Below are 12584 nucleotides of genomic sequence, written 5' to 3' on the forward strand. Positions count from 1 at the left end.
ACTGCCTTAACGCCGTTCTCGCTAGAGTTCACGCCATGAGAATTTGCTTGCTTGAGGACGACCTGGAGCTCGGACGCTCCCTGCAGGCCTTGCTGCAGAACGCCGAGCACGAGGTGATGTGGCTGCGCCGCATCGCCGATGCCAAGCTGTGGTTGCAGGAAGGTGGCTTCGACGCGGTGGTGCTGGACCTGGGGCTGCCGGATGGCGACGGCATGGAACTCTTGCTGCGCATCCGCCGCAGCGACCGCAAGCTGCCGGTCTTGATCATCACGGCGCGCGACGCCATCGAGCACCGGCTCGACGGCCTGGACGGTGGCGCGGACGATTACCTCGTCAAGCCCTTCGCTGGCTCCGAGTTGCTGGCGCGCCTGCGCGCCGTCACCCGCCGCTCACTGCCTGCCGATGCCGATGAAGCCGCCGCCGAATGGCAGCTGCGCGACCTGGTGCTGGACGAACCCCGGATGGAGGTGCGCCGCGGCATCGAGCGGGTGTCGCTGTCGCGCACCGAGTTCAGCCTGCTGCTCACCCTGGTGAAGCTGCCGGACCGCGTCGTCACACGCCGCCAGCTGGAAAGCCGCGCGCCATGCCAGATGGATGGCCGCAGCCTGGACGTGCACATCTCCAACCTGCGCCGCAAGATCGGCGAAGGCTATATCCGCACGGTGCGCGGCGTGGGCTACCTGGTCGAACGGCATTGAGCGCCGCCACGCCTCCTCAGCGATCGCTGTTCCGCCGCAGCGTGGGCGCGGTCTTCGTCGTGCTCTTCCTGACCTGGCTGGCGCTGGTGGCGCGCGAGTTGATAGACATCGGCCTCCTGCAGGTGCGCAATGGCCAGGCCGAGAACGCGCTGTGGGCCGGCCTCTCGCTGGACCGTGCACGCGAGACGGCGGACGAGCCGGCAGAGCTGCTGCAGGCGCTCGAAACGCTGGACGGCCTGCGCGACAAGGAGTGGCAGCAGAAGGGCTACCGCGCGCCGTTCCGTTTGCTGCAGGTCCTGCACCGCGGCCAGGTGCTGGTGGAGATGAAGCCGGTCCTGGAAGGGCGCGGCCGTGTGCTGCCGCAGGAGAAGCGGCGCGGCGACGACCCGAGCTGGCTGTATGTCGAGTTGCGCGATGAAGCGCGTGAGCTGACCGTGCGCCGCTGGCAGGAGCGGCCAGGCGACTGGCATTTCAGCGTGGCCGGCCTGAGCTATTACGCCCGGCCCCTGCTTTACGGACTGCCACTGCTGGTGCTGCCCTTGTGGCTGCTGTTCCGGCTCGGATTTGCACCCTTGCAGCGCATGGGGGCGTTGATCTCGCAACGCTCGGCCCAAGACCTGACGCCGCTGCCGCCGACGCCCTACAAGGAACTGGCGCCGCTGGTCAATGCCGTCAACTCCTTGATGCTGCGGCTGCAGCAGCGCATGGACCGCGAGCATGAGTTCCTGATGGACGCGGCGCATGAGTTGAAGACGCCGCTGGCCGTGGTGCAGCTCGGCGCCGAAGCGCTGGACCAGGGTGATGCGCAAGCCCGCGAAGAGGCACGCGAGCGGCTGCGCCTGGGCGTGCAGCGCGCCACGCACACGGTGCATCAGCTGCTGGCCCTGGCTCGCTCCGGTGCCGACTCGCTGGAGCTGAGCAAGTGCCACCACGACCTCGTCGACCTGCTGCGCGAACGCATCGCCCTGTCCAGCGGCCTGGCGGTGCAGCGCCGGATCGAGCTGGAGCTGGTGTCGCCCGAGCATCTGGAGATGTGGCTGAATCGCGAGTCCATGGGCAGCCTGATCGACAACCTAGTCGACAACGCCATCAAGTATTCGCCCGACGGCGGCCAGGTGACCGTGAGCCTCGGTGAGGAAGCTGAGGTCGTGGTGCTGCGGGTCAGCGACCAGGGGCCTGGCATTCCGGCAGAACTGCGTGAGCGCGTGTTCGAGCGCTTTGTCCGCCTGGACGGCGCGCGCTGCCACGGCAGCGGCCTGGGCCTGACCATCGTCGAGCGCGCTGCCGGCCAGCACCAGGCCGAGGTGCTGCTGCTCGATGGGCCGGGTGGCGTGGGGCTGACGGTGGAGGTGCGCTTCCCGAAGGTGCTTGGAGGCTGATCGGCCCAGTGTCAGCCCCCTTTTCGCGCATCACTCCTCCGGCAGGAACAGCCACAGCAGCAGGTAGACAAGCACACCGCCGCCGGCACACAGCGTGCCCAGCGTGAAGGCCAGGCGCCAGACCCAAGAGGCCAGGCCGGTGCTGCGGGCGATGCCGCCGCAGACGCCGCCGATCCAGCGGTCATTGCGGCTGCGATGCAGCGTGTTGATCGCGGTTGCACCGTTGGCGTAGTTGGAAGCCCCGGCTGCTTGCGCGGCCGGTTCGCCATTCAGGACCCTGGCCTTGGCGCGGGCAAATTCCTCGTCGCTCAGGACGCCGCGCTGATGCAGTTCGGCGAGCTTTTCGAATTCGTTGCTGTAGTTCATCTGGCTTCTCCTCGAAAGTGTTTCGATGAGGCAAGACTACGCCTGTGCAGCAGGCAAACCAGCGCGACGCGACGGACTGCAGCAGGGCCTGCACAGGCCAGCAACAACGCGGCATCAGTGCAACGTGGGGCTCACCAGCTGCCGGTGTTGGGCATCGAGATCCAGGGCTCTGCGGGCGCCAGGGCCGGGCCCTGCTGCAGCAGCTCGACCGAGATCTCGTCGGGCGAGCGCACAAAGGCCATGCGGCCGTCGCGCGGCGGGCGCAGGATGCTCACGCCATGGTCCTGCAGCCGCTGGCAGGTCGCGTAGATGTCGTCTACCGCGAACGCCACATGGCCGAAGTTGCGGCCGCCGCTGTAGACCTCGCCCTTGCCGTCCGCGTCGGGCCAGTTGTAGGTCAGCTCGATCTGCGCATCATGGTCGCCAGGGGCGGCCAGGTAGAGCAGGGTGAAGCGGCCCTGCGCATGCTCGCTGCGGCGAACTTCTTCAAGACCGAGGGCGTCGCGATAGAACTTCAGCGAGGCTTCGAGGTCGGTGACCCGGACCATGGTGTGCAAGTACTTCATGCAGGACTCTAGGAGGAGGATGCCCGCATTGTCGGGGCTGCCGCGCCCCCGTGCGGGCGGCCTGCGGAAATCCCGAGCAGGTCCCGCAACAGGGGGACGCGGCGGACGAGCACATAGCCCAAGAGGCACAGCGCAAAGGTCAGCACGATCAGCAGCAGGCCTTCAGCCACCGCTGGTAGCGCCAGGGGCAGCAGCAAGCGGGTCAGCAGCACGATGACGGTCTGGTGCAGGATGTAGACGCAGAAGATCGCCGGCGTCAGCCAGCGGCGCCAGGCATGGTCGAAGTTCAGCCATTGCCTGGCAAAGCCGCAGGCGGCCGTGATGGCCCACCATTCCAGCCCACCCCAGACGCAGCGCATCAGCAGGCGCAAAGCCTGCGGCGGTTCGACCTGGTCATAGGCCTTGAAATAGCCGATCAGGACCGCCCAGGCCAGAAGGGCCAGGCCCAGCGCCCAGCGGCGCCATTGCTGCATCAGCGTCCATAGCGCGCTGTGAGCGCCCAGCAGGCCCAGCAGGAAGAGGTAGCCGTACTGCGCATGGTTGTACCAGTCCCAGGTCAGGTTGTGGGTGGAGGGGAACAGGCTCACCAGCTGGCGGGCGGCCATCAGCGGCAGGGCAAGGGCGAGCAGGGTGAACAGCGCGCCGCGCGGCTCGCCGATCCAGCGCTCGAAGCGGTCGGCGAGGCCCGGCCAGACCCGCCACAGCGCCCAGCCGATCAGGCTGTAGACCCACAGGTAGGCAACGAACCAGAGGTGGTTCCAGGTCGGCAGGTCCAGGCATTTGCCGTCCTTGCCGCAGAAGCCGTGATATCCGTGGACATAGAGGTCCATGAAGTCCAGATAGCTGCCGGCATAGCCGAGCTTGGTCTGCACCTCGAAGAAGGGCTGCGGCGGCACGATCACGAACATGCCGAAGATCAGTGGTATCAGCAGCCGCTTGGTGCGCGAGCCGACAAAGCCCTGCCCCTTGCCCAGGAGATGGCGAGCGGCCGCACCGCCGACCAGGAACAGCAGGCCCAGCCGCCAGGGCGAGGTCAGGATCATCAGCGGTTCGATGAAGTCGCTGGCCGACGCGCTCTTCACATGCCAGTCCCAGCTCACGTAGTACATGCCCACGTGATAAGGCACCAGGAGGCCGAAGGCCAGGATGCGCAGCCAGTCGAGGAAGTACTGGCGCGAAGAAGCTGTGGTGGTGTTCATGGCCGCAGCATCGCGGGCTTGTCTGCGTGCGACGAGCCTTCTGTGGCCAGTCGCACCGGCCTTGGGGCCAGCCGCATGGCGGGCAGCGAACTCAGCAGCGCAACTGATCGCGGTAGCTGCGCGAGACTCGCAGCTCTTGGCCGCTGCTGAGTGTGAGTTGCGCTTCACCATGCGGCAGCGCTGCGATCTGCTTGATGTGGCTGGCGTTCACCGCATGGCCCCTGTGCACGCGGACGAAGCCGGCGGTGGCCGGGTGCGCGAGAAAGTCGGCCAGCGTTCGCCGTTCGAGATAGGTCTCGGGCGGCGCATGCAGCTCGATGTAGTTGTCGGCCGTGGCCACCCATTCGATATCAGCCAGGGCCAACTTCCGCAAGGCGCCGCGCCGCTCCACCAGCCAGTGCCCCGCAGCCGGCTGCAGCTGCTGCAAGGCGCTGACAAGCCCGCCCTTCGCGGGCGCTGCACGCTGCTGCAAGCGGCCACGCAAGCGTTGCAGGGCGGTGCTCAGTCGCTCCGGCGTGAAGGGCTTGAGCAGATAGTCCACCGCATGGAGGTCGAAAGCCTGCAAGGCATGCTCGTCGTAGGCCGTGCAGAACAGGCAGGCCAGCTCGGGGCGCTCCTGCAGCAGCTGCATGGCGAGATCCAGGCCGGTCCGGCCCGGCATCTGGATGTCCAGGATCAGGGCGTCTATATCGGGCTGAGCCTGCAGCGCCAGCAAGGCCTCGTCGGCATCGGACGCTTCGCCGAGCCACTTCACGTCGGCCTCATCGCGAAGGAGCCGGCTCAGCTTGGCGCGGGCCGGCGCTTCATCGTCAACGATCAGGAGCTTCATGCGGCACCTCGCGCGGGCAGCAGCAGCTCCAGCGCCGTGCCGCCGTCAGCCGCGGGGCCGATCTGCATGGATGCGCCCGCACCATAGGCCGCCTGCAGGCGCTGGCGCAGATTGGCCAGGCCGAGGCCGCCTTCGCGTTCGAGCCGCTCGGCGACCACGCCGCTGTTGTGCACGCAGATGCGCAACTGCTTGCCATCGCCGATCAGGCCGGCCTCCAGCCGCAACGAGACCGTGCCGCGGCTCAAGGCCACGTCGTGCTTGATCGCGTTCTCCACCGGGTTGAGCAGCAAGAGCGAGGGAACCGACCAGGCCTGGGCTTGCGGCTCGATCCGCCAATGCACCTGCAGCCTGTCGCCAAAGCGGGCCTGCATCAACTCCAGGTAGGGTTCGATCAGCGTCAGCTCCTGCTGCAAGCTGTGCCAGCCCTGCTGCTGGGCGGCCAGCGCGGAGCGCAGAAGATCAGCCAGACGGCACAAGAGCCGGTCGGCCTTCTTCACGTCCTCGTACATCACCGAAGAAATCAGGTTCAAGGTGTTGAAGAGGAAATGCGGCTGGACTTGCTCGGTCAGCCGTGCGAGCCGCGCCTCGGCCAGCTCGGCGCGAAGCCGCTCACTCTGCTGCATGTGGAACAGGCCATGACAGATGGCCACGGTCAGCGTGTAGCCGATGAAGTCCTTGCCCGCCTCGTAGCCCAGCACGCTCCAGACCGTGCCGGCGTCGTAGTCGACCTGCATCAGTGCATAGACGGCAAAGCGGATGCCGAACATGCCGCCCACATGGGCCAGCATGTAGAGCAGGGCGCCGCCGGCATGGCGCCGCACCTGGCGCAGCAGCGGCGCACCGATGCCGGCCACATGCCAGTGATAGACAAGGACGGAGAGCGGCCCGGTCAGCGCCGCCGAGCTCAGCTCCCACAGAAAGGGCTCCCAGGCATGCTCGCCACCGCGGGCCAGGTAGTGCTGCAGCTCCGAGAGGCTGCGCAGCAAGGCCACGGCCAGCACAAATGCGGCATAGGCCCAGGGCCACAGGACCCGCTTATTCCCGTCTTGTCTTGGCTCCAGCATCCGCGCAGCATAAGGGCGCGCTCGCCTTGACGCGGGCGCTTCGCCCCAGCCGGCCGGGCTTTCGCCCCTTGGCCGCAGCGCTCCGGCCTTCAGTTCAGAAGTCCAGCCACTCCAGTTCGGCGGCCAGTCGGCCGCCCTTGATGTATTGCAGGGTCTGGCTCAGGAGGTCGAGGTTGCGGTCGAAGCTGGCGTGGCCGGCGCTGGTCTGGTCCAGCGCCTTGGTCGTGCGCACCTTGGTGCTGCCGATGACGTGGGTGTGGCTCGCGGCGCGGCGGCCGAAGGCCTTGGCCCAGCGCGCCACCTCGTCGGCCCCAGCGCCGTCCCAGTGCCTGGCATCGTGGGCGGCGGCCAGGCCCAGCAGCGCTTGCCTGCGCTCGTCTTCCAGGGCGCGCGACACCAGGTAGAGCAGGCTCTTGCCATAGACCGGCTCGGCGGCGCTGGGCAGGCCGTCGGCCTGTTCGTTGGCATCGCTGAGCAGGTGCAGGTGCAGTCGGTCCAGGCTGAGCACGCCGGCGGCGTCGGCCGCCAGCCAGTGCTTGTTGGCAAAGGCCATCGAACAGGCCGGCGCGAACAGGTTGCAGCTGCTCAGCCTCAGCGGCGCGCCGCTGTCACTGATGCGCGTCAGGCCATGGCCGAGCAAGATGCTGCCGGCCGAATGGGCGATCCAGTGCAGCTCCAGGCTGGCGCCCGCCTGGCCGAGCCGGGCCTGCAGCTCGGTGAGCCGGCTGACCAGCAGGTCCAGCACATGTCCTGGCGCTGACGCGGCCGCCGCGTTCTCGCGCATCTCGCTCCAGATGCCGCGGGCCAGCGTGCGCGCGGCGACCTCCAGCGCCCGGTCGCGGGCCTCGCCCTGGCTGGCCATCAGCGTGCCTTCGCGGCCTTCGCCCGCCGTGCGGCGGCGCCAGTCCTCAGCCACTTGCGAGAGCGCCTCGCCGATGCCGTTCTTCCAGGCGATGAAGACCGGGTAGATCCCGTTGGCCTCGAAGCAGGGCGCCAGCACGCGGATGCGGCGTATCGCCTCGGCTTCGCCGTACAGGCCGCCGAGCGCATAGACCGCAAGCTTCAGGGTCTTGGGCTTCCTGGCCGCCTTCCACCAGCGCAGCGGCGCCTCGCTCAGCAGCTCGGCGGCGTGGCCCTCGCGATCAGTCATGTCACGGGTGAGGTCGCTGACGACCAGCAGGCCTTCGCCACCCATCACCAGGCTGTGCCGGTAGGCGCGCTCGCTGGGCCAGGGCCGGTAGGCGTGGTGCTTGAAGGGATGGTCGACCGGCCAGGGGTCGTCTGCCGGGCTGCCGTGTTCGCTGTTCACCGGCTGCAAGGCGCCGAGTGCCCGGCCGACCGGGAAGGACGAGGCTGCGGCACGACCGGCCAGGCCCTGTGCTGCCGCCAGTGTCACGCCCAGGGCCACGGCCCAGGCATCGGTCGAGTTGGCGATCCAGTCGGCATAGGGCAGCACGGCAAAGCCGCTGGCGCCGAAGTTGGCGCCCCAGGAGTTCTGCACGATGAAGCCGTGTTCGTTGTAGCCCACCAGGGCGAAGGCATGGTTGCCCGCCTTGCTCTTGTCGACCTCGGGCGGAATGATGGGCAGCTCGGCATGCGAGTCCACGCTCTCGCGCTTGCCGCAGTTGTCCCAGCCGTCGTGGGCCGAGCCCGAGCAGTAGACGGCGCCGATTTCGCAGATGGCCGCCTGCATGTCGACGATGGAGAGCCGGTTGATGCGGTAGTAGACGCCCAGCGGCCGCGTGACGGCGTCTTCCGCCCAGCCTTCGCTCGGACGTTGGAAGATCGGCTTGTTGTTCGCATCCAGCGGATAGGGCCAGAGCCGGTCGGCGCAGGCGCCGTGCTTGTGCCAGCCCTTCAGCGCGCCGCGGCAGCTGGAGCCGTCGTAGTCGGTGCCCGGCCATTCGTCGTAGCGCTTCGCCAGCTCATAGAACATGCGCGCGCTGACCCCTTCGAACTTGCCTTTGCCGCCGCTCTCGACATGGCGGCGCCACATCAGGTAGTTGGCCACGCAGGCCAGGCCGAAGCCGGTGCAGGCGCCCTCCAGGCCTTGGTTGAGCAGGAGGCCGGCCTTCAGGTAGGCGGGGATGAAGCGCTTGATGTCGGCATCGTCCGGGAAGCGCGGCGGCAAGGAGCGCAGGGGGGCGCGATAGAGCAGGTCGCGGAAGTCCAGGCGGTCGGGGCGCGCGTCGAGCATGCGCAGCCGCAGCCCGCCCTGTTTCGCATCAGCCTTGCTCTTGCTCTTGCTGGCCATGGCGCGCTCCTGTTGCCGTGGCCGGCATCATCGGCCGGGTGCCAGGCCTTGCCTGCCCCTAGAACATGGGCTGTGGGAGACTTCCGGCCCCAGGAGGGATGAGAGATGGAAAAAAAGCGGGTTTGCATCGTCGGCGCAGGTGCCGTGGGTGGTTGGATAGGCGCCTTGCTGGGCCGTGCCGGCGAGGTGGATTTGAGCGCGCTGGCGCGGGGCGCCACGCTTGAAGCGCTGAGAGCACAGGGCTTGCGGCTGGACATCGGTGGCCAGCGCGTCACCGTGCCGGTGAATGCAAGCGGCGACGCGGCTGGACTGGGGCCGCAGGACCTGGTCATCGTGGCCGTCAAGGGCCCGGCGCTGGCTGCCGTTGCGCCGGCCGTGGCCCGGCTGCAGGGCCCCGAGACCCGCGTGCTGGTGGCGATGAATGGCGTGCCCTGGTGGTTCTTCCAGGGCCTGGCCGGCGAGGGCCAGGGCTGGCAGCTGGAGTCGGTCGATACCGGCGGCCGCATTGCGGCGCTGATACCGGCCGAGCGCGTGATCGGCTGCGTGGTTCACGCGAGTTGCAGCGTCAGCGAGCCGGGTCTGGTGCAGCACAAGATGGGCGCGGGGCTGATCGTGGGCTCGCCGTCGGGCGGGCGTCCGGCCGAGCTGGAGCAGTGGGTGGCACTCTTGCAGCGCGCCGGCTTCGAGGCGACGCTCTCCGAGAACATCCAGCGCGACATCTGGTTCAAGCTCTGGGGCAATATGACCTTCAATCCGATCTCGGCGCTGACCGGCGCGACTGGCGACAAGATCCTCGACGACGAGCTGGTGCGCGGCTTTGTCACCCGCGTGATGCTGGAGGCGCAGGCGATCGGCGCGCGCATCGGTTGCGCCATCGAGCAGACGCCCGAGCAGCGCCACGAGGTCACGCGCAAGCTGGGCGCCTTCAAGACCTCGATGCTGCAGGACGCTGAAGCCGGCCGGCCGCTGGAGCTCGATGCCCTGGTCGGCGCGGTGCGCGAGATCGGCCAGCGGCTGGGCATGGCCACGCCCAACACCGATGCCTTGCTGGGCCTGACACGGCTGATGGCGCGAAGCCGCGGCCTCTATCCGCACGCTGGGTAAAACCTCAGCCTCTTCACGCCCGCTTCACGCGGAGCTCCGTAGCCTGCAGACCTTCTTGTTCATTCCATCTGCGGAGCTCCCATGACGCTTTCCCTCCCTCGCCGCCTGCTGGCGCACGCCGGCCTCGCGGCGCTTTCGCTTGGTCTCATCGCGGCACCGTCGCTTGTTGCTGCCGCGGCACCGAAGGCAGAGCAGCGCGTGCTGCTGGTGCTCAGCAGCCAGGGGCAGCCCGAAGACAAGGGCAAGCTCGGTTACGACTTCCATGAGTTCGCGCTCGCCGCCGAAGTCCTGAAGGCCAACGGCCTGGCTTTCGATATCGCCAGCCCCAAGGGCGGCGCGGTGCTGGGTGAGCAGGCGGATGAAAGCGCGGCGGTTCGTGCGCAAGCAGACCCTGCCTTGATGGCCCGCCTGCAGGCCACCTTGCCCATCGCCAACTTGAAGTCCGGCGAGTATGCGGCTGCCGTTGTGATCGGTGGCAAGGGCCCGATGTTCGACCTGCATTCGAACCAGGCCTTGCAGGATCTGCTGGGCCGGATCCATGACCAGGGCGGCGTGCTGGGTGCGGTCTGCCATGGCCCGGCTGCGCTGCTCAACGTGAAGCTGGCCAATGGCAGCTCGCTCCTGCACGGCCGGCGGGTCACCGGCTTCAGCAATGCCGAGGACCGTCGCTTCTCCAAGGGCCTGCTGGAGCGCTTCCCCTTCATGCTGGAAGACGCCTTGCGTGAGCGGGGTGCGCGCTACGAGTCGCGTGGCCTGATGCTGCCGCTGGTGGTGCGCGACGAGCGCCTGATCACCGGCCAGAATCCCTTGGCCACGCCGACGATGGTGGAGGCCGTACTGGAAGCGTTGGGCCGCAAGCCCGCGCCGCGCGAGCCGGGCGTTGAAGAAGCGACGCTGGAGCTGATCGAGCTGCATCTGGCCGGCAATCCGGCGGGCGCGCGTGCCGCCCTGGCGGCCCGGCCGGCCCGCTACCAGCCCATCCTGATGGGTGGCTACGGCCACTTGCTCAGCGAGACCGAGACGTCGCCCGAGCGCCTCGCCATCGCCGTGAGCCTGCTGCGCCATGCGCAGGAAAGCGTGCCCACGCATGCGGGCGTCAACACGGCGCTGGCACGCACATTGGTCAAGGTCGGCCAGAAGGCTGAGGCGATTGCACTCTTGAAGGCTTTCCTGGACAAGCAGCCGAGCAGCCCGCGGGCGCGACAATTGCTGACCGAACTGGAGGCCTGAGCCCTTGCCATGTCCAGCACTGCGCGCCTCAATATCCTGCTGATAGAAGACCATGCGGCGCTTTGCGACACCATCGCCGAGTACCTGGGCCTGCAAGGGCACCGGGTCGATTGCGCGGGTGACGGCAAGCTGGGCCTGGACATGGCCTTGGCGCAGCACTACGACCTGGTGCTGCTCGACCTCAACCTGCCCCGGCTCGATGGCCTGCAGGTCTGCGAGCAGTTGCGCGCCACGGCGGACAGGCATCTGCCCGTGCTGATGCTCACGGCGCGCGACCAGTTGGGCGACAAGCTGGCCGGCTTTGCGGCTGGCGCGGACGACTATCTAGCCAAGCCGTTCGAGCTCGCCGAACTGGCCGCGCGTTGCCTGGCCATGGCGGCAAGGCCGCGCATGCAGCAGGTGCATGTGCTGGAGATCGGTGACTTGAGCCTGGACCGCCGCCGCCAGGTGGCGCGCCGCCAGGGCCAGGTCTTGACCTTGCAGCCGCTGGGCTGGCAGATTCTCCTGGCGCTGGCTGAAGTCCATCCCGCCTTGATGAGCCGCCATGAGCTGACGCGGCGGTTGTGGGGGGATGAGCCGCCTGATTCCGATGCGCTGCGCTCGCACATCTATCAGCTGCGCCAGGCGCTGGACAAGCCCTTTGATGCGCCACCGATGCTGTGCACGGTAGCGGGCCAGGGCTACAGGCTGGAGCCTGCGTCATGAGGACGCGAGCAAGTTCCTTGCAGCAACGCATCGTCCTGGCTTTCGCCGCCCTGAGCCTCTTCATCTGCGCGCTCTTCGTGCTGTTGTCGCTGGCGATGATGTACACGGTGGAAGACAGTTTCTTCGAGCGCATGCTGGCCGAGGAGGCTGAGCATCTGCAGGCTCAACCGGGCACCTCGCCCTTGCGCAGGTTCGTCAGCCTGCATGCCAGTACGGCCAGTTTTCCGAATGATCTGGCTGCGGCTTTCGCCGCCGAGCCCAGGCGGCGCGAGTTCGCCGGCAGCGAAGGTCGCCACTACCACCTGCTGCAAGTGCAGGAGCCGCAGGTCTGGCTGGTGGCCGAGGTCAGCAGCCAGCTGCAGGTGCGGCCGCAAAGGGCGCAGCTTCTGAGTCGATTGGGGCAGTTGTGTGCGGCGCTGCTGCTGGCTTCGACGGCCCTGGGTTGGTGGCTGGCGCGACAGGCAACGCAACCCCTGGCACGCCTGGATCGGGCGCTTCGCGATGCCGAGCCGGGCGCTGCGTCCCTCATCGATCCCGCCAGCTATCCGCCGAATGAGATCGGGCGGCTGGCCGAGAGCCTGCGTCAGGCCTGGCAGCGCAACAAGGAATTTGCCGAGCGCGAGAAGGCCTTTGGCCGCGACGCCAGCCATGAGTTGCGCACGCCGATGGCCGTGATCGCAAACGCGGCCGAGCTGATGCAGGCGCGCGGCGAACTGCCGGCGCATGCCCAGGCCCCCCTGGCGCGCATCCGCGAAGCCAGCCGTCACATGGCGCTGACGGTGCGCAGCCTGCTGAGCTTGTCTGGCGACGCGCCGCTGCCTGAGCCACGCGAGTTCGATCTGCGCGCGCTGGTCGAGCAGGCGCTGGCCCAGCATCCGGCGTTGACGCGGGTCGAGATCGACCTGCCTCCAAGCCTGATCTTGCAAGGCCAGGCCGAGGCTCTGTCAGTGATCGTCAGCAACCTGCTCGGCAACGCGGCCCAGCATGCGCCAGGCAGCCTGGTGCGCCTGGATTGGCGCGCGGGTGAATTGCGGGTGACTGACGAGGGGCCGGGCTTTGCCGATGGTCCAAGTGCGAGCGCCGGCTTCGGCTTCGGCCTGTCCATCGTCCAGCGGCTTTGCGAGCGCCATGGCATTGGCCTGAGCATCGCCAGCGGGCCCGCTGGAAGCACGGTGGCGTTGAAGCTCTGA

The 12584-nt window shown here is 68.1% G+C and carries 12 protein-coding genes; 6 read left to right on the plus strand and 6 right to left on the minus strand.

Annotated features, from left to right (window positions below):
* Positions 1-35: 35 nt before the first annotated feature.
* Together ABT392_RS22105 and ABT392_RS22110 are read left to right on the plus strand one after the other, a co-directional pair.
* Complete coding sequence (locus tag ABT392_RS22105) at positions 36-698, plus strand: response regulator transcription factor (protein WP_334277469.1); 663 nt, start codon at positions 36-38, stop codon at positions 696-698.
* Positions 695-2077 carry a sensor histidine kinase gene (locus ABT392_RS22110; RefSeq protein WP_395384498.1) on the plus strand — a complete coding sequence of 461 codons (1383 nt, stop codon included), beginning with the start codon at positions 695-697 and terminating at the stop codon, positions 2075-2077. Before ABT392_RS22105 ends, ABT392_RS22110 begins: the two co-directional genes overlap by 4 nt.
* A gap of 30 nt (positions 2078-2107) precedes the next feature.
* Here the strand turns inward: ABT392_RS22110 and ABT392_RS22115 are convergent, their stop codons facing one another.
* The 6 genes from ABT392_RS22115 to ABT392_RS22140 all read right to left on the minus strand — a co-directional run bounded on the left by ABT392_RS22115 (position 2108) and on the right by ABT392_RS22140 (position 8355).
* A complete protein-coding gene (locus ABT392_RS22115) occupies positions 2108-2443 on the minus strand; it encodes a PspC domain-containing protein (protein ID WP_334277467.1) in 336 nt (111 codons plus the stop codon).
* Positions 2444-2574: 131 nt separating this feature from the next.
* Positions 2575-3009, minus strand: a complete 435-nt coding sequence (locus ABT392_RS22120) for a VOC family protein (RefSeq protein WP_395384497.1) — start codon at positions 3007-3009, stop codon at positions 2575-2577.
* Positions 3010-3017: 8 nt separating this feature from the next.
* Positions 3018-4208, minus strand: a complete 1191-nt coding sequence (locus ABT392_RS22125) for an acyltransferase family protein (RefSeq protein WP_334277465.1) — start codon at positions 4206-4208, stop codon at positions 3018-3020.
* Between the two features lie 91 nt (positions 4209-4299).
* Positions 4300-5037 (minus strand): LytR/AlgR family response regulator transcription factor, encoded by a 738-nt coding sequence (locus ABT392_RS22130; protein ID WP_334277464.1) that lies wholly within the window; start codon positions 5035-5037, stop codon positions 4300-4302.
* On the minus strand, positions 5034-6101 hold the full coding sequence (locus ABT392_RS22135) for a sensor histidine kinase (RefSeq protein ID WP_395384495.1): 1068 nt from the start codon (positions 6099-6101) through the stop codon (positions 5034-5036). Before ABT392_RS22135 ends, ABT392_RS22130 begins: the two co-directional genes overlap by 4 nt.
* 94 nt (positions 6102-6195) lie before the next feature.
* Positions 6196-8355 carry a C1 family peptidase gene (locus tag ABT392_RS22140; RefSeq protein ID WP_334277462.1) on the minus strand — a complete coding sequence of 720 codons (2160 nt, stop codon included), beginning with the start codon at positions 8353-8355 and terminating at the stop codon, positions 6196-6198.
* Positions 8356-8460: 105 nt separating this feature from the next.
* On the opposite strand from ABT392_RS22140, the gene ABT392_RS22145 reads away from it, so the two are divergent.
* The 4 genes from ABT392_RS22145 to ABT392_RS22160 all read left to right on the plus strand — a co-directional run bounded on the left by ABT392_RS22145 (position 8461) and on the right by ABT392_RS22160 (position 12584).
* Positions 8461-9459, plus strand: coding sequence for a 2-dehydropantoate 2-reductase (locus ABT392_RS22145; RefSeq protein WP_395384494.1), 999 nt, complete (start codon positions 8461-8463; stop codon positions 9457-9459).
* Between the two features lie 81 nt (positions 9460-9540).
* The gene (locus tag ABT392_RS22150; RefSeq protein ID WP_334277460.1) at positions 9541-10689 is read left to right on the plus strand and encodes a DJ-1/PfpI family protein; all 1149 of its coding nucleotides are present in this window, start codon (positions 9541-9543) and stop codon (positions 10687-10689) included.
* Between the two features lie 9 nt (positions 10690-10698).
* Entirely contained in the window at positions 10699-11394 is a 696-nt protein-coding gene (locus tag ABT392_RS22155; RefSeq protein WP_334277459.1) for a response regulator transcription factor, read from the plus strand.
* Positions 11391-12584, plus strand: a complete 1194-nt coding sequence (locus ABT392_RS22160) for a sensor histidine kinase (RefSeq protein WP_334277458.1) — start codon at positions 11391-11393, stop codon at positions 12582-12584. The genes ABT392_RS22155 and ABT392_RS22160 overlap by 4 nt, the downstream gene beginning before the upstream one ends.

Origin of the sequence: Paucibacter sp. JuS9, from assembly GCF_044043925.2 — a bacterium.
In the GTDB taxonomy this organism is placed as follows: domain Bacteria; phylum Pseudomonadota; class Gammaproteobacteria; order Burkholderiales; family Burkholderiaceae_C; genus JAUASW01.

Bases quoted from the DNA above. Each gene is read 5' to 3' on its own strand.
- ABT392_RS22105 (WP_334277469.1), top strand. From the start codon at position 36: ATGAGAATTTGCTTGCTTGAGGACGACCTGGAGCTCGGACGCTCCCTG.
- ABT392_RS22115 (WP_334277467.1), bottom strand. From the start codon at position 2,443: ATGAACTACAGCAACGAATTCGAAAAGCTCGCCGAACTGCATCAGCGC.
- ABT392_RS22120 (WP_395384497.1), bottom strand. From the start codon at position 3,009: ATGAAGTACTTGCACACCATGGTCCGGGTCACCGACCTCGAAGCCTCG.
- ABT392_RS22125 (WP_334277465.1), bottom strand. From the start codon at position 4,208: ATGAACACCACCACAGCTTCTTCGCGCCAGTACTTCCTCGACTGGCTG.
- ABT392_RS22130 (WP_334277464.1), bottom strand. From the start codon at position 5,037: ATGAAGCTCCTGATCGTTGACGATGAAGCGCCGGCCCGCGCCAAGCTG.
- ABT392_RS22135 (WP_395384495.1), bottom strand. From the start codon at position 6,101: ATGCTGGAGCCAAGACAAGACGGGAATAAGCGGGTCCTGTGGCCCTGG.
- ABT392_RS22140 (WP_334277462.1), bottom strand. From the start codon at position 8,355: ATGGCCAGCAAGAGCAAGAGCAAGGCTGATGCGAAACAGGGCGGGCTG.
- ABT392_RS22145 (WP_395384494.1), top strand. From the start codon at position 8,461: ATGGAAAAAAAGCGGGTTTGCATCGTCGGCGCAGGTGCCGTGGGTGGT.
- ABT392_RS22150 (WP_334277460.1), top strand. From the start codon at position 9,541: ATGACGCTTTCCCTCCCTCGCCGCCTGCTGGCGCACGCCGGCCTCGCG.
- ABT392_RS22155 (WP_334277459.1), top strand. From the start codon at position 10,699: ATGTCCAGCACTGCGCGCCTCAATATCCTGCTGATAGAAGACCATGCG.
- ABT392_RS22160 (WP_334277458.1), top strand. From the start codon at position 11,391: ATGAGGACGCGAGCAAGTTCCTTGCAGCAACGCATCGTCCTGGCTTTC.